This window comes from Rhizobium sp. 268, assembly GCF_036571585.1.
Taxonomy (GTDB): domain Bacteria; phylum Pseudomonadota; class Alphaproteobacteria; order Rhizobiales; family Rhizobiaceae; genus Rhizobium; species Rhizobium redzepovicii.
Genome location: NZ_JAPPSO010000002.1, coordinates 188113 through 209370 on the forward strand (window position 1 = coordinate 188113; position 21258 = coordinate 209370).

Annotated in this window: 22 protein-coding genes; 20 read left to right on the forward strand and 2 right to left on the reverse strand. The window is 60.2% G+C overall.

Annotated elements, in window-relative coordinates; translation table 11 throughout:
- The first annotated feature begins 138 nt into the window (after nucleotides 1-138).
- The 13 genes from OS035_RS04315 (at nucleotide 139) to OS035_RS04375 (ending at nucleotide 12747) form a co-directional block, all read left to right on the forward strand.
- A complete protein-coding gene (locus OS035_RS04315; protein ID WP_097628001.1) occupies nucleotides 139-891 on the forward strand; it encodes an SDR family oxidoreductase in 753 nt (250 codons plus the stop codon).
- A gap of 68 nt (nucleotides 892-959) precedes the next feature.
- The gene (locus OS035_RS04320) at nucleotides 960-1193 is read left to right on the forward strand and encodes an AbrB/MazE/SpoVT family DNA-binding domain-containing protein (RefSeq protein WP_097628000.1); all 234 of its coding nucleotides are present in this window, start codon (nucleotides 960-962) and stop codon (nucleotides 1191-1193) included.
- Complete coding sequence (locus tag OS035_RS04325) at nucleotides 1190-1594, forward strand: type II toxin-antitoxin system VapC family toxin (RefSeq protein WP_097627999.1); 405 nt, start codon at nucleotides 1190-1192, stop codon at nucleotides 1592-1594. The genes OS035_RS04320 and OS035_RS04325 overlap by 4 nt, the downstream gene beginning before the upstream one ends.
- A gap of 121 nt (nucleotides 1595-1715) precedes the next feature.
- Nucleotides 1716-3023: a hypothetical protein gene (locus OS035_RS04330; RefSeq protein ID WP_331813401.1), complete on the forward strand. Its 1308-nt coding sequence runs from the start codon at nucleotides 1716-1718 to the stop codon at nucleotides 3021-3023.
- A 277-nt stretch (nucleotides 3024-3300) separates the two neighbouring features.
- Nucleotides 3301-4494 carry a plasmid partitioning protein RepA gene (gene repA, locus OS035_RS04335; RefSeq protein WP_003591382.1) on the forward strand — a complete coding sequence of 398 codons (1194 nt, stop codon included), beginning with the start codon at nucleotides 3301-3303 and terminating at the stop codon, nucleotides 4492-4494.
- 4 nt (nucleotides 4495-4498) lie between these two features.
- Nucleotides 4499-5500 (forward strand): plasmid partitioning protein RepB, encoded by a 1002-nt coding sequence (repB, locus tag OS035_RS04340; RefSeq protein ID WP_097627997.1) that lies wholly within the window; start codon nucleotides 4499-4501, stop codon nucleotides 5498-5500.
- A 154-nt stretch (nucleotides 5501-5654) separates the two neighbouring features.
- Nucleotides 5655-6947 (forward strand): plasmid replication protein RepC, encoded by a 1293-nt coding sequence (gene repC, locus OS035_RS04345; RefSeq protein WP_097627996.1) that lies wholly within the window; start codon nucleotides 5655-5657, stop codon nucleotides 6945-6947.
- A 104-nt stretch (nucleotides 6948-7051) separates the two neighbouring features.
- Nucleotides 7052-7936: a dihydrodipicolinate synthase family protein gene (locus tag OS035_RS04350; protein ID WP_097627995.1), complete on the forward strand. Its 885-nt coding sequence runs from the start codon at nucleotides 7052-7054 to the stop codon at nucleotides 7934-7936.
- Between the two features lie 6 nt (nucleotides 7937-7942).
- Nucleotides 7943-8620, forward strand: a complete 678-nt coding sequence (locus OS035_RS04355; RefSeq protein ID WP_375166017.1) for a GntR family transcriptional regulator — start codon at nucleotides 7943-7945, stop codon at nucleotides 8618-8620.
- Between the two features lie 55 nt (nucleotides 8621-8675).
- A complete protein-coding gene (locus tag OS035_RS04360) occupies nucleotides 8676-10004 on the forward strand; it encodes an ABC transporter substrate-binding protein (protein WP_183779695.1) in 1329 nt (442 codons plus the stop codon).
- Nucleotides 10004-10945 (forward strand): carbohydrate ABC transporter permease, encoded by a 942-nt coding sequence (locus tag OS035_RS04365; protein WP_097627992.1) that lies wholly within the window; start codon nucleotides 10004-10006, stop codon nucleotides 10943-10945. The genes OS035_RS04360 and OS035_RS04365 overlap by 1 nt, the downstream gene beginning before the upstream one ends.
- Nucleotides 10945-11760 (forward strand): carbohydrate ABC transporter permease, encoded by an 816-nt coding sequence (locus OS035_RS04370; protein ID WP_003591396.1) that lies wholly within the window; start codon nucleotides 10945-10947, stop codon nucleotides 11758-11760. The genes OS035_RS04365 and OS035_RS04370 overlap by 1 nt, the downstream gene beginning before the upstream one ends.
- Nucleotides 11761-11778: 18 nt before the next feature.
- Nucleotides 11779-12747 carry a sugar kinase gene (locus tag OS035_RS04375; RefSeq protein ID WP_097627991.1) on the forward strand — a complete coding sequence of 323 codons (969 nt, stop codon included), beginning with the start codon at nucleotides 11779-11781 and terminating at the stop codon, nucleotides 12745-12747.
- Between the two features lie 47 nt (nucleotides 12748-12794).
- On the opposite strand, the gene OS035_RS04380 is transcribed toward OS035_RS04375, so the two are convergent.
- Complete coding sequence (locus OS035_RS04380) at nucleotides 12795-13796, reverse strand: inorganic phosphate transporter (protein ID WP_097627990.1); 1002 nt, start codon at nucleotides 13794-13796, stop codon at nucleotides 12795-12797.
- Nucleotides 13796-14437 (reverse strand): DUF47 family protein, encoded by a 642-nt coding sequence (locus tag OS035_RS04385; RefSeq protein ID WP_064844982.1) that lies wholly within the window; start codon nucleotides 14435-14437, stop codon nucleotides 13796-13798. The genes OS035_RS04380 and OS035_RS04385 overlap by 1 nt, the downstream gene beginning before the upstream one ends.
- A gap of 234 nt (nucleotides 14438-14671) precedes the next feature.
- Between OS035_RS04385 and ugpB the strand changes: the two genes are divergently transcribed.
- The 7 genes from ugpB to OS035_RS04420 all read left to right on the forward strand — a co-directional run bounded on the left by ugpB (nucleotide 14672) and on the right by OS035_RS04420 (nucleotide 21244).
- Entirely contained in the window at nucleotides 14672-15994 is a 1323-nt protein-coding gene (ugpB, locus tag OS035_RS04390) for a sn-glycerol-3-phosphate ABC transporter substrate-binding protein UgpB (protein ID WP_097628135.1), read from the forward strand.
- Between the two features lie 65 nt (nucleotides 15995-16059).
- Nucleotides 16060-16944 (forward strand): sn-glycerol-3-phosphate ABC transporter permease UgpA, encoded by an 885-nt coding sequence (gene ugpA / locus OS035_RS04395; RefSeq protein WP_097627989.1) that lies wholly within the window; start codon nucleotides 16060-16062, stop codon nucleotides 16942-16944.
- A gap of 12 nt (nucleotides 16945-16956) precedes the next feature.
- Nucleotides 16957-17805: a sn-glycerol-3-phosphate ABC transporter permease UgpE gene (gene ugpE / locus OS035_RS04400; RefSeq protein ID WP_097627988.1), complete on the forward strand. Its 849-nt coding sequence runs from the start codon at nucleotides 16957-16959 to the stop codon at nucleotides 17803-17805.
- A 1-nt stretch (nucleotide 17806) separates the two neighbouring features.
- The gene (locus OS035_RS04405; protein ID WP_064844152.1) at nucleotides 17807-18853 is read left to right on the forward strand and encodes a sn-glycerol-3-phosphate import ATP-binding protein UgpC; all 1047 of its coding nucleotides are present in this window, start codon (nucleotides 17807-17809) and stop codon (nucleotides 18851-18853) included.
- A 52-nt stretch (nucleotides 18854-18905) separates the two neighbouring features.
- Nucleotides 18906-19655 carry a glycerophosphoryl diester phosphodiesterase gene (locus OS035_RS04410; protein ID WP_331813402.1) on the forward strand — a complete coding sequence of 250 codons (750 nt, stop codon included), beginning with the start codon at nucleotides 18906-18908 and terminating at the stop codon, nucleotides 19653-19655.
- A 9-nt stretch (nucleotides 19656-19664) separates the two neighbouring features.
- Nucleotides 19665-20450 (forward strand): DeoR/GlpR family DNA-binding transcription regulator, encoded by a 786-nt coding sequence (locus tag OS035_RS04415; protein ID WP_088935962.1) that lies wholly within the window; start codon nucleotides 19665-19667, stop codon nucleotides 20448-20450.
- Nucleotides 20447-21244: an HAD-IIB family hydrolase gene (locus OS035_RS04420; protein ID WP_097627986.1), complete on the forward strand. Its 798-nt coding sequence runs from the start codon at nucleotides 20447-20449 to the stop codon at nucleotides 21242-21244. Before OS035_RS04415 ends, OS035_RS04420 begins: the two co-directional genes overlap by 4 nt.
- Nucleotides 21245-21258: the final 14 nt, after the last annotated feature.

Consider the following 21258-nt stretch of genomic DNA (forward strand, 5'->3'; position numbering starts at 1 on the left):
CGCTGCCGTTCCGGTGGGTCATCCTAGACCTTAGGTCTACTCCGCTATACCTAAGGCGAAGGCGCCGAGCCACACGCATGATGGAAGGGTTTTGGGCTTCCGGTCATTGTCGATCCAATCGATCGCGAGGATGCCGACATGAAAATCACCGTGGTGGGAGCAAGCGGCCTCATCGGAACGCGGCTCAGCGAAAGGCTGCGCCGGTCGGGCCACGAGGTTACGGACGCGTCCTTGTCGTTTGGCGTCGATACGGTGACCGGCAAAGGCCTTGACGCGGCTATCGCGGGAACCGACGCGGTCGTGGATGTGACCAACGCCGCATCGTTCGGTGACAGCGCGGCACTGGATTTCTTCAGGGCGTCGACGAAGAATTTGCTTGCCGCCGCCTCCGAGGCAGGCGTCGGGCATTATCTCGCCCTCTCCGTCGTCGGCACGCCCCGGCTCGTGGAAAGCGACTATTTTCGCGCGAAAATGGTGCAGGAAAATCTCATCCGAGCCTCAGATCGCCCCTACACGATTCTCCGCTCCACCCAGTTTTACGAGTTCATAAACGGATTGATCGACATCGGTGCGCAAGGCGACGTCTTTCGGCTGCCTCCTGCCTTGATGAGGCCGGTCGCAGCCGCTGAAGTCGCCGCTTTTCTGGCCGAATTGACCCTCGCAACGCCTTTGGGCAGGATCGTTGAAATCGGCGGCCCGGAACAGTTCGGTATCGATGACGTCGCACGGATCTATCTCGCCGCGAACGAAGACGAGCGGCCGGTGATAACGGACCCGTCGACCCCGTATTTCGGCGTCGAATTGACCGATGACGCATTGCTTCCGGACGCAGCCGCGCGGGTGGCGGCGCAGACGCTAGCTGACTGGCTCTACCAATCGATGGCGGATTAGCGGCAGCCTTGAAATTTGTCGAATGAAGTAATACTTTCTGTCAAAAGAGTATTACAAAGGCGCTCGCTATGGCCACAACCGTTACCGCGAAAGGGCAGGTGACCATTCCCCGGCGCGTGCGGGATATGCTTGGCATCGTTCCAGGCAGCAAGGTCGATTTTCATCGTGCTGCCGACGGCAGTGTGGTTCTGACGCGCGCCGACAAGAAACGGCCGGCCAGCCGCTTCGAGAAGCTGCGCGGTCATGCTGGCGAGGGCCTCGATACGGAAGCCATCATGGCTTTGACACGCGGCAATACGTGACACTCGTCGATACCAATGTGCTCCTGGACCTCGTGACCGACGATCCGAAATGGTCGGATTGGTCTATTGCTCAGCTCGAGGCAGCGAGTATCGAAGGTCCGCTGCTGATCAACGATGTAATCTATGCCGAACTTGCGGTTCGATATGAAAGGATCGAGACGCTGGAGGCTTTTGTGGAAGAGGCTGGCCTCGACATGAGGCCTATACCCAAGCCCGCTTTGTTTCTTGCGGGCAAGGTGTTCACGCAATATCGCAAGGCTGGCGGGACGCGCACCGGCGTGCTTCCCGACTTCTTCATCGGCGCTCACGCTGCCGTGCAACAATTGCCGCTCCTGACGCGGGATGTCGGCGGCTATCGCAGCTATTTCCCCTCGCTGAAATTGATTGCGCCCGGTTCCTGAGTCGGAGGCCTGCATAGTCTATGCGAGAGTTTGAGAAATCTTCATGGAAGCTCCGGGTTGAAAAGCTTTTGCGCGGCTCCAAATCCCGTCGGCGGTAGTCGAAGGAAGAGGAGAGCGGCGCATGGGCTGCGCGCATGTCGATCGAATTGGCAAAGTCAAATCAGCCTTCAGCTTCGTTCTCGTGTTTTTCTGTCTTCTGTCCTCCTCCCAGGCATTGGCAGCGCCTGCCGATATCGGCGGCCTGACGGTGACGCTGCCTGATGCCGGCTGGCGGAAGGCCGGCAAGGGCGATCTCTTCATGCTGCAGAAGGATTTTCCGGAAACGGATGACGACAAGCGCGGCAGTGCCCTGATCCAGATCACCAAGCCGCTGTCGAGCCCGCGCGCGTCCCTCCCGGCCGGAATGAAGACCTTCGTCGCGACGTTGCCTGACATGGCCAAGGAAGATATCCTCATCAAGCATTACGGGATTACGATAAACGGCCACGACATCCGTGTGGAAGAACGCTGCTGCATCAATCAGAAGAATGTGAGCATCAGCCAGATCGTCGTCGGCGTCGCCAGCGACAAGCGGCAGGTCTATCTGCAGCTCGTGCTCTTGAACCTGAATGGCGACCGAAGCGAAAGTGCCGAAGCCGATTTCGAGGCGCTGGTGCGTTCGGTCAAGCTTGATCCCTCCGATAAGGATTTCGATCTTGTGCCGGCAGGCGGCGACGGCGGGCTCGACGGCGTCTTCACCCATCTCGATACCGGTGTCCGGCCGAATGTCTTCGGCGGCGTGGATTTCTATTCCGATAGCGAGATCACCATGTTCGATCCGAGGGGCCTGTTCAGTACGGAGCTGCCGAAGGACGGCCGGAGCATGGCCGAACACTGCAAGGAAGACCCGGCCGACTGCGGCCTTTACAAGCTCACCGGCGGCGGCTTCTTCTCCTCCGCCGGGTCGATCGAGATGCGCAGCGTCTCCTCTGCCTACGGCACGATCGAGATCGAGACGAAGCCATTTTCGAAAAAGGGCGACGACCTGGTGATCGACGAGGATGACCATCGTGCAGTGCCGCCGTTTGAGGATGGCGCGACGCTCGACGGCGAATGGGTCTCCACCTTCGCCTCGAGCGGCATGACCGCGACCTCGTCGGGATCGGTCGCTTCCAGCCACACGCTGACGCTTCATTCAAACGGCACGTTCGAACGCACGGGCTGGTCCGGCGCCTCGATGACGAACGAAATCGCCGGATCGCGATCGGGCGTCACCACGTCGGGCAACCGGCCTGGCGCCAGCGGACGCTACACGCTTTCCGGCTATCGTCTGGAGCTCACCGACGCGAGTGGCAAGACGGAAAGCCTGAGCATATTCGAACCGGACAAAGCCTCCGACGGGCTCCTGGTGATCAACGGCAGCAACTACCTGAAGGATGACGGACAATAGGCAGGCCGAGCCTTTCCGTCCCGCCGGCGGCATCACATAAAATTCAATGAATTTCATGTGCATAACGAGACCGCCGGCCTTGCTCGTCAGCACTGCGGGAGGGTGCGAATCACCCGCCGATTGGCCTGCGAAACCGCCAGATTCGCGCGCTCGTTTGACATGCCTCGAGCCGCCTTTTGGTTAAGCATTTGTAATTCGGTCACGAATCGCGGCATATAGCAACTGCGCAACTGAAGCGCTTTCGTTCAAAATTGCGCAGTTATTTGGGAAACAGATCATGCAGCCGAGTCTTGCTCTTCAGGACGATCAAGAGCATCTCCCGTCGCTTCTGGCAACAGACGCGAAAGAGTTGTCCTATCAACTTCAGCAGCATCAGGCAAAAATCTTCCCGCCGCTATCCCAAAAGACCATCAGAACATTTTCGCCGGCTGAGGCTGCGGCCTTCATCGGCATCGGCGAAGGTTATCTTCGGCAGGTGGCTGCCGACGGCCACGGGCCCGATCCGCTGGCAAACGGACGGCGGCTCTACAGCGCAACCGATATGGATCGGATTCGCCGCGTCCTCGACGAGCGAAATGGAACGCCGAAATATGTCCCGGCCCGCAGGCCCGGGGAAAAGCTCCAGATCGTCTCCGTCATGAACTTCAAGGGCGGTTCCGGCAAGACCACGACCGCGGCCCATCTGGCGCAGTTCATGGCGCTGAGGGGTTACCGCGTGCTCGCCGTCGATCTCGACCCGCAGGCGTCCCTGTCCGCCTTGTTCGGCCATCAGCCGGAATTCGACGTCGGCGAGGGCGAAACGATCTACGGCGCAATCCGCTACGAGCAGCCGCGCCCCATCGCCGACATCGTGCGCGCCACCTACACGCCCAATCTGCATCTCATCCCAGGCAATCTCGAGCTGATGGAATTTGAGCACGAGACGCCGAAGGCGATGTCTTCAGGTAGGGCGGAGACGATGTTCTTTGCGCGCATCGGCGAGGTCTTGACGGAGATCGAAAGCCTTTACGACGTCGTTGTCATCGACTGCCCGCCGCAGTTGGGTTTCCTGACGATGTCGGCGCTCTGCGCAGCGACCTCGGTCCTGATCACGGTTCATCCGCAGATGCTCGATGTCATGTCGATGTCGCAGTTCCTGACGATGACGAGCGAATTGATGTCGGTGGTCGAGAAGGCCGGCGGGCGCACCAGCTATGACTGGATGCGCTATCTGGTGACGCGGTTCGAGCCGAACGATGGGCCGCAGAGCCAGATGACCGGTTTCATGCGGGCGATCTTCGGCAATCGGATGCTTCACAATGCGATGGTGAAATCGACGGCGGTCTCCGACGCCGGTGTCACCAAGCAGACCCTTTATGAGGTTGAGCGGTCGCAGTTCACCCGCGGCACCTATGACCGGGCGCTGGAGTCGCTCAATCTCGTCAACAGCGAGATCGAGGCGCATATCCGCTCGACCTGGGGGAGGAAGTAGATAGATGGCGCGCAAGAATCTCATCGAAATCTCCGCTCCGAACCCGGCCAGGGTGGAAACTGTCGCACCGCGCGACAATCGCCCGATCGCTGGATTCGTGCCGCAGGAGCGCAGTACGGCCCCGGTCGGCGGCATTACCAAGACACTCGGCAACATTACCGAAAAGATGGAGCGGGCGAGTGAGCTGGAACGGCAGCTCGCCGCCGGCCAGGCCATCGTCGAACTCGATACCGGCCTGATCGACGCGTCTTTCGTCAGCGACAGATTGGCGATCGACGCGGCCGAGTTGGCACAGCTTGTCGAACAGATCCGTGAGCATGGGCAGCAGGTTCCGATCCTCGTCCGCCCGCATCCCGAAACCAGGGGACGCTACCAGGTCGCCTACGGTCATCGTCGCCTGGCCGCCACCAAGGAGCTCGGCATCAGGGTGCGCGCGGTCGTCCGCGACCTCACCGATGGTCAGCTGGTCGTCAGCCAAGGCCAGGAAAACAGCGCCCGAACCAATCTCTCATATATCGAACGCGCGCTCTTCGCCTCAAGGCTCGAAGACCGCAGCTTCGGCCGCGATGTGATCATGGCGGCGCTCGGCGTCGACAAGGCGGCGCTGTCGAGAATGCTGATTGTGATACGGCAGGTTCCCCTTGATCTCATCAACGCCATCGGTGCGGCGCCCGATATTGGCCGCCGGCGGTGGCTGGAACTGGGCGAGCGGCTTGAAGGTGCCGATATCGAGAAGATCATCGTCGAGTTGTCCGCGGACGACGCTCGAAGAATTCCAAGCGACGAGAGGTTTCAGCGCGCACTGGTGCTGGCAACCAAGCGGACGGCGGCGTCGAAGCCGGCGATTGCCAAGACCCAGGTCAGCGGCGTGCCGGTTACGATCAAAAAGACAGCGTCCGGGGCAACCTTCGTTTTCGACGGCAAGACCGCACCCGGTTTCGATCAATTCGTCCAGGAAAGGCTGAAGGGCCTGTTCCAGGAGTTCAACAAGGACAGAGGAGCGTAACGCGCAAAAGAAAAAGGCCCCCAACGACGGCGTCGTGGAAGCCCTTCTCAGATCTTAAGCACATCGAGAATCGCATTTCCACGAATCACAGTCAAGCGTCTTAGGCACCAAATTGGTGGATGGTTTTCTTTTGCCTGAACGAAGGTGAAGGCAAATGGAGAGTGGATATGTGACGACGCCCTTTGGGCGGCGGCCGATGTCGCTTGGCATGCTGGCAAGCCAGCAACTGGCCGAGACCATCGAGCCGGGGATGAAACGCAGCAAGTGGAAGCTGTTCAGGGCAATCTGCGAAGCGAGGCCGGCGCTCGGCGTGACCGATCGGGCGCTGACGGTGCTCGACGCGCTGCTGACCTTCTATCCCGATGACGAGATCTCCGAGGAAAAAGGCCTGATCGTTTTTCCGTCGAACGTGCAGCTTTCACTCCGCGCCCGCGGCATGACGCCGGCCACACTCCGGCGGCATCTGGCCGTGCTGGTCGAGGCTGGCCTGATCCTGCGCAAGGACAGCCCGAATGGAAAGCGTTATGCCCGCCGCGACAGGGCTGGCGCCATCGGCGAAGCCTTCGGCTTCAGCGTCGCGCCGCTGCTTGCCCGTGCGGCCGAGATCGAAGGCCTTGCCGCTCAGGCGATTGCCGACCGGGAACTGCTGAGAGCAACCCGGGAACGGCTGACGGTTTGCCGGCGAGACATTTCCAAGCTGATTTCAACGGCGATCGAAGAAGCGGTTCCGGGCGACTGGGAGCAGATGACGATGATGTTTCGTGCGATCGTCGCCAGGATCCCGCGCGTCGCGAGTATCGAAGCGCTGGCATCGTTGCTCGACGAGATGGGCCTACTGCGAGACGAAGCCGTCAACTTGCTGGAAAGGCAGATTAAAAGAAAAAAAATAGACGCCAATGAGTCTCATATTGAGCGTCACAAACAGAATTCAAACCCCGACTCAATTAATGAACTTGAACCACGCTTCGAAACGAAGCAGGGCGAAAAGGCAGCGACAAGCAACGAGGCTATGGCCGAACCGCCGGGTGAGCAAAGGCCGAGGCCGCTCAAGCCGTCGGTTGGAATGGTTGGCAAGGCAGCTCCGGTGTCCGGCCTAGGTCTGAAATCCTTCCCGCTTGCACTTGTTCTCCAAGCCTGCCCACAAATTCTCGATTATGGGCCGGGCGGAACAATCGGCAATTGGCGAGATCTGATGTCCGCCGCGGTCTTGGTGCGCTCGATGCTCGGCGTCAGCCCCTCGGCCTATGAGGAAGCTTGCTCCGGCATGGGCCCGGAAAATGCCGCGACCGTCATCGCCTGCATTCTGGAAAGGGGAGGGTATATCAATTCGCCCGGTGGTTATCTCAGAGATCTCACCCGCAGGACCGAAAGAGGCGAGTTTGCGATCGGGCCGATGCTGATGGCGCTGGTGCGAGCAAATGGGCCGACAGCAAGACATGCCGGTTGAGGGAGTTCCTGCGCGACAATCGTATAGTGCTCAGCCTGCAATCATCTCTTTACAACTAACATGTCACTCTGCTACATCGATTGCGATAATCGGGAGGGATATATTTGACCCAGAAATTCGGGCTGTCAGTCGCTCTCGCCACGCCGTTCGACGGCAATGGCGATATCGCGATTGAGGTTATGATCGCGCAGGCAAGACGGTGCCTTGCTGCCGGATGCTCCAGCGTCACGCTGTTCGGGACGACGGGTGAAGGCTCCTCGATCGGGAGCCGGGAACGGGACCGCGTCTTTGCGGCCTTCCTCGATGCCGGGATCGCCGCGAAAAACATCATCGTCGGCGTGCTGGTCGACGCTGCCGAGGACGCGGCGATGCAGGCCGATCATGCGCTTTCCGAGGGTGCTCGCAATATCCTTCTTGCCCCACCGTCCTATTTCAAGAACGTCAGCGACGACGGTGTCTTCCAGTGGTTTTCGGCCGTCTTCGCCATATTGGGCGACAAGGCGCGGGATATCATCGTCTACAACCTTCCTTCGCTCACCATGGTTCCGCTGACCGTGTCGCTGATCGGAAGGCTGCGGAGCGCCTTCCCCAAGATCGTCACAGGCGTCAAGGATTCTTCCGGCGACTGGCCGTATACCGAAAGCCTGCTCAAGGCGCATAGCGATCTCATCATCCTGGTGGGTGATGAACGGCATCTCGCCAAGGGCGTGCGGCTCGGCGGCCAGGGGGCTATCTCCGGGATGGCGAATTTTGTACCCCGCGACGTCAAGCTGATGGCCGAAGAAGGCCAGGACGACCCCCGCATCGAGGGGTTCGTGGCCGAACTGTTGAAATATCCTGTCGTCCCGGCCGTGAAGGCGATGGTGGCGCACGTGATGTCGGAGGAGATCTGGCTTGCGGTTCGCCCACCGCTCGGTTCAATATCCGGCGAAGGGCAGGCGCAACTCGTTATGGCTTTCGATAAGCTTTTCCAGTCGAAAGCGGCATAGTCGAGCATGCTGCGGGAAGAGGCGATGGACGGAATGGACGAGCAGCCGACGCTGCGGGAAAAGGCGTATGCGAGCTTCACGCGCCATCTTCTTGCGCGTGACGTACGTCCTGGCCAGTTCGTGTCGCAACGCCGTCTGGTGGAGCTGACCGGACTGACGCTTGGCGCCATCCGTGAGCTCATCCCAAGGCTTGAAGCCGAGGGGCTGATCAAAACGGTGCCGCAGCGGGGATTGCAGATCGCCCACATCGATCTCAATCTCATCCGCGAGGCGTTTCAGCTGCGCGTGTTCCTGGAGAAGGAAGCCGTGGCGCTCTTCACCCGGTCGGCTTCGGACGAGACGATCGCCGGGCTTTTGAAGCAGCATCGGGATATCGCCGACGCCATTCGAAGCGGCGATGGCTCGCATGAGCTCGAACTGCGCGCGCAGGCCGTCGACTGGGGCATGCACGACGCCTTTATCGATGCGCTTGGCAATACCATCATTTCGAACGCCTACCGCGTGAACTCGATCAAGATGCGCCTGATCAGCCAGGACCGGTTTCGCATCGACGGTCACGTCGGGCCCGTCATGGGCGAACACCTGAAGGTGCTCGAAGCGATCGAACGACGATCGGCGGAGGACGCCGTCAACAGCCTTGTCGCACACATCAACGGTGCAAGGGATCGTGCGCTGAGGATATAATCGGGAATAATCAGCCGGAGGTGAGGAGACCGCCGGCAAAAGGAGGAGGAATACCATGCCATCATTTTTGAATCCGACGAGACGCGGCTTTCTGGCGGGCACGGCCGCTTTCGGGGCGAGCAGCATGCTCGGCTTGCGCTCGGCGTCGGCTGCCGTCGACTGGAAGCGCTTCGCCGGCACCACGCTCGAGGTCAATCTGGTCAAGAGCCCGCGCAGCGAAATACTTCTGAAATACCTACCCGAATTCGAGGAGCTCACCGGCATCAAGGTCAATGCCGAAGCGACGCCTGAGCAGCAGCAGCGCCAGAAGACGACCATCGAGCTCAGCTCGGGAAAGCCGAGTTTCGACGTGGTGCACATGAGCTATCACGTCCAGAAGCGGCAGTTCGAAAAGGGCGGCTGGCTTGCCGATATCGGCGGCTTCCTCAAGGATCCTGCGCTGACCGACCCATCGCTGACGGAGGGTGATTTCGCCGAAGCCGGCCTCGCCTTCGCCAAGGACGCCGGCGGCGCTCTGCGTTCTCTTCCCTTCTCGGTCGATTACTGGATCATCTACTGGAACAAGGCGCTGTTCGAGAAGAAGGGTCTTTCCTACCCGACGACGTTCGAAGAGCTGGCAAGTGCGGCCGAAGCCCTCACCGATCCGTCGACCAATACCTACGGCTTCGTCGCCCGCGGCCTGAAAAACGCCAATACGCCGGTCTGGACGTCGCTGCTGCTCGGTTATGGTTCGAGCCCGCTCGGCCCCGATGGGAAGCTGCGCACGACTTCGCCGGAAGCGGTCGATGCCGCAAAGCTCTACCAGAAGCTGATGACCAAGACCGCCCCTCCCGGCGTCTCCGGCTTCAACTGGGCTGAGGCACAGTCGGCCTTCCTGCAGGGCAAGATCGGCATGTGGCTGGATGGCGTCGGTTTTGCGCCGCCGATCGAGAATCCGGAAAAGTCGCGCGTCGTCGGCCAGGTCGGTTACGGCATCATGCCGAAAGGCCCGAAAGCACAGGCCGCGGGAACCTTCGGCGACGGGCTCGGCGTCGTCGCGGCCAGCCAGAAAAAGGAAGCCGCCTACCTCTTCTGCCAATGGGCGATTTCGCATGACATGGGCGCCCGTCTGCTGCAGGCCGGCGCCGGCGTTCCTTTTCGCCAGTCCGTGCTCGAGGATGCGAAAGTCCGCGAAGGCGTCAAGATGCCTGGCGCATGGCTCGATGCCGTCGTCGGTTCCGGCAAGATCTCGCAGCTCGCACTGCCGGTCATCATTCCGGTCACCGAATTCCGCGACATCTATGGCGTCGGTCTTACCAATATGATTGGCGGCGCCGATCCGGAAGCCGAACTCAAGGCCGCGACGGCGCAGTTCGAACCCGTCCTGGCGAAAAGCGAGGGATAATGACCTCGGCAAGCATCGAAACGGCCGCAGCCGCCAAGGCCGCCTCGAAGGCAAGGAGCAACGCGGGTCGCGTTGCTCCCAACTACTGGCCCTTCGTCATCCCGGCGCTGATCGTCATTGCGGCCGTCATCGTTTTTCCATGGGTGTTTACCCTTTGGATGAGCGTCAACAGCTGGACGCTCGGCCAGTCCCAGGTCTTTGCCGGGCTGGACAATTATGCCCGTCTGGCCGTGGACATGCGCTTCTGGGAGTCGCTGTGGCATACGGTGCTCTATACGACGCTCTCCGTCGTGGCGCCGCTTTTTCTCGGGACGCTCGCCGCGCTGATTTTCGATGCGCAATTTCCGCTGCGCGGCCTTCTGCGTGGCATATTCGTGATGCCGATGATGGCGACACCGGTCGCCATCGCCCTTGTCTGGACCATGATGTTCCATCCGCAGCTCGGCGTCCTCAATTATCTTCTTTCCTTCATCGGTATCGGCCCGCAGGAGTGGATCTATAATCAGAACAGCGTCATCCCCTCGCTGGTGCTGGTCGAGACCTGGCAATGGACGCCGCTTATAATGCTGATCGTGCTCGGCGGCCTGGCGGCGGTTCCGCGCGAGCCCTATGAAAGCGCCGAGATCGACGGCGCCAATGTCTGGCAGAAATTCCGCTATCTGACGCTACCGATGATCGCGCCCTTCCTGATGATCGCCGTGATCATCCGCAGTATCGATGCGGTGAAAAGCTTCGACATCATCTATGCCATGACTCAAGGCGGCCCGGGCACGGCGTCGGAAACGATCAATATCTATCTCTACAACACCGCTTTCGCCTATTACGATATCGGTTATGGCTCGGCCATGGCGGTGGTGTTCTTCATCCTCATCGTGCTGCTCTCCTTCGTCCTTCTGATGCTGCGGCAGCGCGCCAACTGGTCCGATGGAGAGGCACGCTGATGAAGCGCAAGACACTCGATCGCATCGGACTGCTGTTCGTCGCCCTGGTGATGATCTCACCGGTCGTGCTGTTCTTCCTGTGGATGATCTCGCTGTCGCTGAAATATGAGATCGACAACGGCGCCTATCCGCCGATCTTCATTCCGGAGCGGTTCGCCTGGACGAATTATCTGAAGGTCTTCGAGGAGAACAATTTCTTCCTCTATCTCTGGAATTCCGTGCTGGTGACGGGTGCCGCCACGCTTCTGGCGCTGCTGATCGGCGTGCCGGCCGGATACGGCATCGCGCGGCTGAAGGCGGAGAAGTCTGCGATGGTCATCATGATCGCGCGCATGACGCCCGGCCTTTCCTTCCTGATCCCGCTCTTCCTGCTGTTTCAGTGGCTGAACCTGCTCGGCACGCTGATGCCGCAGATCATCATCCATCTCGTCGTCACCGTGCCGATCGTCGTCTGGATCATGATCGGCTATTTCGAGACGACGCCGATGGAGTTGGAAGAGGCTGCAAGCATCGATGGCGCGACGCCCTGGCAGATTTTCCGCCTGGTCGCTTTGCCGATCGCCAAACCCGGCATTGTCGTCGCCTTCATCCTGTCGGTCATTTTCTCCTGGAACAACTTCGTCTTCGGCATCGTGCTCGCCAGCCGCGAAACGCGTACGCTTCCGGTCGCGGTCTACAACATGCTGTCATTCGAACAGGTTAGCTGGGGCCCGCTTGCGGCGGCGGCGTTGATCGTCACCTTGCCCGTGCTGATATTGACGGTGTTTGCGCAACGGCAGATCGTGGCAGGGCTGACGGCCGGCGCCGTCAAGTGAGCAGGTGAGACGACGGTTTTGACGACTTCCTATGCCTTCGATCCGGAGCGCCGCATTTTGTGCGTCGGCGCTGCCGTCCTGGATACGCTGTTTCGCGTGCGCTCGTTGCCGACCGGTCAAGGCAAGATTCTCCCCTACGATATGCTGCAGGTCGCCGAAGGTATGGCGTCGAGCGCGGCCTTTGCGGTCGCCCGGCTGGGCGGCCATGCCAGCCTCTGGGGTGCGGTCGGTGATGATGCTACCGGCGAACGCATCATCGCCGACCTCGGCAACAGCGGCATCGATACCAGCGGCATGGTCCGTGTGGCAGGCGCCCGCTCGGCCGTCTCGACGATCCTTATCGATGATCAGGGCGAGCGCTTGATCGTGCCCTTCTACGATGCGGCCCTGCACGAGACGGTCAAACCGGTGACAAAACAGGACGTGTCTGCTTTCGATGCGGTTCTGGTCGACGTCCGCTGGCCGAAGCTGGCATTGCGGACGCTGCTCGCCGCCGGAGAGGCGGGCAGACCAGCCATTCTCGATGGTGACGTTGCAGGCGACGGCGTAATCGAGATGCTGGCACCGGCGGCCAGCCACATCGTGTTCTCGCAGCCGGCCGCCGAGCGCCTCACTGGAACTGCCGAGCCGGCGAGGGCCGTCGGCCTTCTGAAGCGAAAGTTCGAGCACGCCTTCATCAGCGTTACGTCAGGAGAAAACGGCTCCTTCTGGTGCGACGACCGAAGCGGCGAAATCTTCCATCTTGCCGCTCCGAAGGTGAGGGCCGTCGATACGCTCGCGGCAGGCGATATTTTTCATGGCGCTTTCGCTCTGGCGATCGCAGACGGCGTGCCGACCGCCGAGACGATGCGCTTCTCGTCCATGGCGGCGGCGCTCAAATGCCAGGTCTTCGGCGGCCGCATCGGCGCGCCGGGCAGAGCCGATGTCTGCGATGCGCTACGGAGCTGGGACGCACCGGTGACGAAGATGAATCCTGTTCTAAATTAAAGAGTTAGAGCATGATGTCATGAGAAAACCGCTCACGGCATCACGCTCTAGAAGAAGTCCGAAAGCCAGTAGCAGAGCGCTGAAATGGTCGCGGCGGCCGGGAGTGTGACGACCCAGGCAATAACGATATTGCCGGCCAAGCCCCAGCGAACGGCTGACAGTCGACGGGCGGCACCCACGCCGATGATGGCGCCGGTGATCGTGTGCGTCGTCGAGACCGGGATGCCCAGCCAGGTTGCGCCGAACAGTGTTAAGGCTCCCCCGGTTTCGGCACAGAAGCCCTGCATTGGGTTGAGGCGCGTGATCTTCGATCCCATCGTGTGGACGATTCGCCATCCGCCGCAAAGTGTGCCGAGCGCCATTGCGCCCTGGCATGAGAGAACGACCCAGAGCGGCACATGGAAGCCGCCGGACAGATAGCCTTGCGAATAGAGCAACACGGCAATGATGCCCATGGTTTTCTGAGCGTCGTTGCCGCCGTGGCCGAGGGAATAGAGCGAGGCGGAGACAAACTGCAAGATCCGGAATGTCCGATCGACAGCGAACGGCGTCTGCCGCACGAAGATCCACGACACGACCAGGATGAGCAGCAGCGCAAGGAAAAATCCGACCGCCGGCGACATCACGATGGCGCCGGCCGTTTTCAACAATCCGCTCCACACGATCGAACTGAAACCTGTCTTCATCAGACCGGCACCGACCAACCCGCCGACCAGCGCATGCGATGAGCTCGAAGGGATACCGAAGACCCAGGTGACGATGTTCCAGACGATCGCGCCCACCAGCGCCGCGAAGATGACCTGCGGCGTGACGATCGCCGGATCGATAATGCCGGTCCCGAGCGTTTCTGCGACGTGCAGACCAAAGAACAAGAAGGCGATAAAATTGAAGAAAGCCGCCCAAAACACCGCATATTGCGGGCGCAGCACCCGCGTCGACACGATCGTGGCGATAGAATTGGCGGCATCGTGCAGGCCGTTCAAGAAATCAAAGAAGAGGGCAACAGCCACGAGCGCGGCAAGGAGGGGAAGGGCGAGGGTGGCTTCCATCAAACGTTCTCGATGACGATGCCACTGATTTCATTGGCGACATCCTCGAAACGGTCGACGACCTTCTCAAGCTCGCCATAGATCTCACTGCCGATAAGATAAGCCATCGCATTTGAGGCGCCGTGGCGGCGGAAAAGATCCTTCAGGCCCTGCTCATGCAACTCGTCGGACCGGCCCTCGACGCGCGTTACTTCTTCCGCCAGCGCGGCCAGACGCGGGGCGTTGGCGCTGATCCGGTCGAGAAGGGGAAGGGCTTCGGCGATCAGATGTGCCGCCTGGACGATCGTCTTTCCCATTTCCTGCATTACAGGGTCGAAGCTCTTCTGCTCGAACAGCCGGATGGTCTTCACGGTTTTCTGCATCATGTCGATCGCATCATCCATCGACTGGATGAGATCCTTGATGTCGCCGCGATCGAAGGGCGTGACAAAACTGCGGCGCACGGCAAGCAGCACTTGCCGGGTAATCTCGTCCGCTTCATCCTCCAATTGAACGATCCGGGCGCAATGGCCTTCAATGTCCGTGCCGCCCAAAAGTTCGTTGAGCGCTTCGGCCGCACCGACGACGGTTTTTGAGTGTTGAGCGAAGAGATCGAAGAATCGATCTTCCCGCGGCATGAGTTTTCGAAACCAGCTTAACATCGGCACTCCATGGACTGTCACAAAATCGTCATAAAGCACGACGGCTGCCATGGAAAGCCGCGAGACCGGAGAAGGGAAGTCATTGACAGGAATCGCAATCCGTTGATTGCGCCGTCCTGCCGCTTTCGGTAAATGTTCATTTGAACATTTCATTATTGCAAAGTGAACTATGGCTGTTACCATTGCCGGACGTCTGGAGCGGGAGGCTGCGGACCGAGACCAATGGGAGTGAAGATGAACAAGATCGCTTTTTTCCTGTCTGCAGGATTGACCAGCCTGTCCTTATCCGTCCCGGCCATGGCCGCCACGAAGATCCAGTGGTGGCATGCGATGGGCGGCGAGAATGGCGCGAAGCTTGAACAGATCGCCAAGGGCTTCAACGCATCTCAGTCCGATTATGAGATCGTGCCGGTCTATAAGGGCACCTATGACGAGACGCTGACCGGCGCGATCGCTGCGTTTCGTGCCAAGCAGCAGCCGGCAATCGTCCAAGTCTATGAAGTCGGCACCGGCACGATGATGGCCGCACAGGGGGCGGTCTACCCGGTTTACCAGCTGATGAAAGACGAAGGCGAGGCCTGGGACCAGAGCAAATTCATTGCCCCGGTCGTCGGTTATTACTCGGACACCAGCGGCAATGTCCTATCGCTGCCCTTCAATTCCTCGACGCCGATCATGTATTACAACAAGGACGTCTTCAAGAAGGCCGGGCTCGATCCGGAAACGCCGCCGAAAACATGGGCGGAGGTGGAATCCTTCTCGCGGACCATCATGAAATCGGGTGCGGCCAAATGCGGCTTCACCAGCGCCTGGATCTCCTGGATCCAGACCGAAAATCTCAATGCCCTGCACGACAAGCCGTACTCCACCAAGGCTAACGGTTTCGGCGGCCTGGACGCCGAATTCACCTTCAACAACGATCTGACAATCCGCCATTGGGACAATTTGAAGAAGTGGCAGGACGAAGGTCTGTTCAAATTCGGCGGGCCTGTCGGCGGCGACAATGCGCCTCCGATGTTCTATTCGCAAGAATGCGCGATGTATATGAACTCGTCGGCCGGCCGGGCCGGCGTCATCAACAACGCCAAAGGCTTCAAAGTCGGTTTTGCACCGCTTCCTTTTTACGATGACGTCATCAAGCAGCCGCTCAATTCGATCATCGGCGGCGCCACCCTCTGGACGCTGAAGGGCCGTCCGGAAGAGGAATATAAGGGTGTGGCGAAGTTCTTCACCTACCTGCAAAAGCCGGAGGTTCAGGCCGACTGGCATCAGTTCTCCGGCTACCTGCCGATCACCGAAGCTGCCTATAAACTCGGCCAGGACCAGGGTTACTATGAGAAAAACCCCGGCGCCGACATCGGCATCAAACAGCTGACGCGGGTGACGCCCACCGACAATTCCAAGGGCATCCGCTTCGGCAATTACGTCCAGGTGCGCGGCATCATCGACGATGAGTTTGCCGCTTTGCTGGGTGGAAAGAAGACGGCGAAGGAAGCGGTCGATTCCGTCGTCGCACGCGGCAACGAACAGCTTCGCGATTTCGAGTCCGCCAACTAATGGGCACCGCGACGGGGGCTGGCGAAAGACCGGCCCCCGTTTCCCATCCGTCAGTGTGAGGGCTCATGCAAACCAAACGGACCGTATTTCCCAACAAGCTTTTGCCTTACCTGCTCATTGCCCCCCAGATTTGCGTGACCGTGGTATTCTTTCTCTGGCCTGCGGCAACGGCCTTCTGGCAATCCTTCCTGCGCGAGGATGCCTTCGGCTTCAAGACGATCTTCGTCTGGTTCGAAAACTACCGGCGGCTTTTTGCCGATCCGATCTATATCAATGCCTTCGGCCACACGCTGATCTTCGCCATTCTGGTGACGGTGCTGTCGACGTCGATCGCGCTGCTTCTGGCGGCCGCGGCAATGCGCGTGCTCCGCACCTCCCGAATTTATTCGACCCTGCTGATTTGGCCCTATGCCGTCGCCCCGGCGATTGCCGGCATTCTCTGGTGGTTCATGTTCAATCCGTCGATCGGCATCGTCGCCTATATGCTGCGGTCGATGGGCGTCGATTGGAACCATCTGATCAATCCCAACGACGCGATGATCCTGATCGTGATCGCCGCCACCTGGAAACAGATATCCTATAACTTCTTGTTTTTCCTGGCTGCGCTGCAGTCCGTGCCCCGCTCGCTTCAGGAGGCCGGCGCCATCGATGGGGCCGGGCCGACCAAGCGTTTCTGGACGATCGTCTTCCCGCTGATCTCGCCGACGACCTTCTATTTGATCGTCATCAATATCGTTTACGCGATGTTCGATACGTTCGGGATCGTCCATGCGACCACCCAGGGCGGGCCGGCGCGCGCAACCGAGATCCTGGTCTATAAGGTCTATTTCGACGGTTTCATCGGGCTGAATCTAGGCTCGTCGGCGGCGCAGTCCGTCATTCTGATGGTGATCGTCGTCGCCCTGACGGCGGTGCAGTTCCGCTTCATTGAACGCCGCGTGCAATATTGAGGGAGCCCGAGGATGGTTGAAAATCGCCCTTTCCTGAATTTTCTGGCCCATCTTGTGCTGATTCTCGGCGTCACAATCGTTGTGTTTCCGGTCTACGTCGCTTTCATCGCATCGAGCCACGGGCCCAATGACTTCTTGTCGGGCGTCGTGCCGCTGACCCCGGGAAGCCACATCATCGAGAACTATTCGACGATGCTGTCGTCGGGGATGACAAGCTCGGGAGCGCCGCCAATCGGGCCGATGATGATCAACTCGCTGATCATGGCGGTCGGCGTCGCCGTCGGGAAGATCGCCATCTCGATCCTTTCGGCCTTTGCCATCGTCTATTTCCGGTTTCCGTTCCGGACCTTGGCATTCTGGATGATTTTCATCACGCTGATGCTGCCGGTCGAGGTGCGCATCGTGCCAACGTACAAGGTCGTCGCCGACCTCGGGATGCTGAACAATTACGGCGGCCTCATCATTCCGCTGATCGCCTCGGCAACGGCGACCTTCCTGTTTCGCCAGTTCTTTCTGACGGTGCCTGACGAATTGATGGAGGCCGCGCGTGTCGACGGGGCAGGGCCGATGAAGTTCTTCCGCGATATTCTGCTGCCGCTGTCGATCACCAACATCGCCGCCCTGTTCATCATCCTCTTCGTGCTCGGCTGGAACCAGTATCTCTGGCCGCTCATCATCACCACCGACCAGAGCTTCTATACCGTCGTGATGGGAATTCAGCGCATGGCAGCGGTTGCCGATGCCGAGCCGCGCTGGAACCTCGTGATGGCAGCGGTCATTCTGGCCGCCCTGCCGCCCATCCTCGTCATCGTCGCCATGCAACGCCTTTTTGTCAAAGGCCTAGTCGAAACGGAGAAATGAAATGGCCACGATCAATATCATCGACGTCAAGAAGAACTATGGTGCCGTTCCGGCTGTCAAAGGCATTAACCTGTCGGTTGCAGACGGCGAACTGATCGTGCTCGTCGGTCCCTCCGGCTGCGGCAAATCAACCCTGCTTCGCATGGTTGCCGGGCTGGAAACGATCAGCGAAGGCGATGTCGAGATTGCCGGCCGCAATGTGAACAAGGCGGAGCCGGCCGACCGCGACATTGCGATGGTCTTTCAAAACTATGCGCTTTATCCGCATATGACCGTGCGCGGAAATCTCGAATATGGTTTGAAAAACCGCGGCACCGAACGGGCGGAAATCAACCGCCGCGTGGCGGAGGCCGCCGAGATCCTGGAAATCGGACCGATGTTGGATCGCAAACCTCGCGAACTCTCCGGAGGGCAGCGCCAGCGTGTGGCGATGGGGCGCGCCATCGTCCGCGAGCCGGCCGCCTTTCTGTTCGACGAGCCGCTCTCCAATCTCGATGCCAAGTTGCGGGTGCAGATGCGCGTCGAAATTCGCCGGCTGCAACGGCGTCTGAAGACCACCAGCATCTACGTCACCCACGACCAGCTTGAAGCGATGACCCTTGCGGACCGGCTGGTCGTGATGAACGGTGGCCTCGTCGAACAGGTCGGCACGCCGGTGGCGGTCTACGATCGACCGGCGAGTTTGTTTGTCGCCAGCTTCATCGGCTCGCCGCCTATGAACCTTGTGCCGGTCGACGTGCTCAGGGCCGCCGACAGAGCAGGCACCCTGGCATTGCCTGCCGGCACCGACATGGTCGGCCTTCGCCCCGACGCGTTGCTCGTCACCGAGCCGGCGGAGCCGACCGTTCGCCTGAATGCGACGGTCGAGTTGCTCGAGCCGATCGGCGGAGAAAGCCACCTGCATGTGCGATTGGGTGAGAGTCAGCGGACAGTCGTCCTGACGGTGCCGGGCCGCCCGGACTTTGCCGAGAATGCGAATATCGACGTTTTCGCCCGTGTTGATGCGATGCACCCTTTTAACAGCAATACCGGAAAACGCACGGATTGACGCGGGATTTTTATTTCTTCATCCAGCAGAAGACGACGAAAGAGATGAGACGATGACGACCGTAGAGCCGCGATCAGGCCCGCCACGCAGTGAAATTCAGGCGCATCGGGGCGCCTCTGCGGTGGCGCCCGAAAATACCATTGCTGCCTTTCGGGCAGCCGCCGAACAAGGCGCGGAATGGGTCGAACTCGACGTCGCCCTTCTTGGCGATGGCACCCCGGTGGTGATCCACGATGTTTCAATCGATCGCTGCTCATCGTCAAAGGGAAATCTTGCCGACCTCACTGCGTCGGATCTCAAGACCATCGACGCCGGCGCATGGTTCGGCTCGCAATTCGAGGGGGAACCGCTGCCGACGCTGGCGCGGGTCGTCTCGGCCCTCGGCGAATTTGGCCTCAACGCCAATGTCGAGATCAAGCAGCATGCCCATCACAAATCGCTCGACCAACTGGTCAATGTCGTCGATCAGCATCTGAAGGCAGGGGCGCCGCACACCAGGATCATGATCTCGAGCTTTGATGCCGCTGCGCTGAAAGGAATGCATGCGCTCGATCCAAGTTACGAGCTCGCCATGCTGTGGAGCAAGGTGCCTGCGGATTGGCTGGATATCCTTCGGTCGATCCCGGCAACGACCATCCATCTTGACTATAAGGCTCTCAGTATCGGGTTTCTCGAAGAGGCCGTTCGTTGCGGCATCAAGGTGCGGGCGTGGACCTGCAACGACCCAAGGCGGCTCGCATCTTTCTGGGACGCGGGTTTGACCGGCGTGATAACAGACGATCCCAGTGTCTACCTCACCTAAGGAGCGGCGATGGGGCAGCGGATCATATCGAGCCGGCAACGCGAGATCCTTGCGCTGATCGAGACCGAAGGTGTTCAGTACATCGAGGAGCTGGCACGTCGGTACGATTTGACGACGCAGACCATTCGTCGCGATATCAATGCCTTATGCGATCTGGGGCATGCGCGGCGCTTCCACGGCGGCGTCGACCTGCCGGTCGAGGGCAGCAACATCTCGCTCAATGCCCGCGCCCAGCTCAACCGGCGGGCCAAGCGGCTTATCGCAAAACGCGTCGCCGCCGACATCGGGGCGGAGGCGACCGTGTTTCTCGGCATCGGCAGCACGGTGCAATTCGTTGCCGACGCGCTGCGCGATCACCAGGGTCTGACGGTGATCACCAACAACATTCACGTCGCCTTGAGCCTGTGCGACGCCCCGAGTGTCGAGGTCCATTTGACCGGCGGTCTTTTGCGACACGATGACCGCGACGTGGTCGGCACGGATGTGATCCGGTTCGTCGAAAAATTCTATGCAACCCACGCCGTGGTCGGCGCAGGTGCTCTGAGCCCGCTCACCGGCCTGATGGATTTCAGCTACAGCGAAGCCCAGATCACCAACGCGCTTCTTGAAAATTCACAAACACAGATTCTCGCCGCAGATGTCAGCAAGTGGACACGCACCGCCTCCGTGCGGGTTGCGCCATTCAGCAAACTCACCCGTTTTTACACGGATCGACTGCCCGGCGAAGCGTCGGCCGCCAATGCCCTCGCCGAAAGCGGGTTGGACGTGGTGACATGCAGCGAGGAGACGACATGAGCTACGTGGACCTGGCGCCATCAGCGCGGGAGCTGCAGGACGTGCGCTACCTGTTCACCGACATCGACGATACCCTGACGACAGAGGGCAAACTTCTGCCGCAGACCTTTGAGGCTTTGTGGGATCTCAGCCGGGCCGGCATTGCCGTCGTGCCGGTCACGGGCGGCTCAGCCGGCTGGTGCGAACATATCGTCCGCGCCTGGCCGGTGGCCGCCGTCATCGGCGAAAGCGGCGCATATTGCGTCACCCGCCGGGATGGCGACGTCGTCTTCGACTTTTGGGAGGATGGCGTCCTGCAGGGCGAGCGCCAACGCCGGCACCTGCAGGCGATCAAAGCGCTGATCACGCAAAAGAGCAGGCCGTTCAGGATCGCCCACGACCAGGTCTTCCGGCTGGCGGATGTCGCAATCGACATACAGGGTCACGATCCGCACGAGGTCGAGGATCTGGCGTCCAGCATCAGGGCCATGGGCGGAACGGTGGCGATCAGCTCCATCCACATCAACACCTGGATCGGCGACTACAACAAGAGATCGATGAGCGAGCGGGTTCTGACCGGCCTGTTTGGTGTCGATCCGACTGAGACGCCCACCGTGACCGCCTTCGTCGGCGACTCTCGAAACGACGCGCCGATGTTCGGCTTTATCCGCAATTCCTTCGGGGTCAACAATATCATCCCGGTCCTGCCGCACCTGCAATTCGCGCCCAAGTGGGTCTCCTCGCAGCCCGCCGGACTTGGCTTTGCCGATATTGCCCACTCGATCCTGCACGCGGTCGGCGAAGTTTCGCAATAAGCCGTGGCGGATAT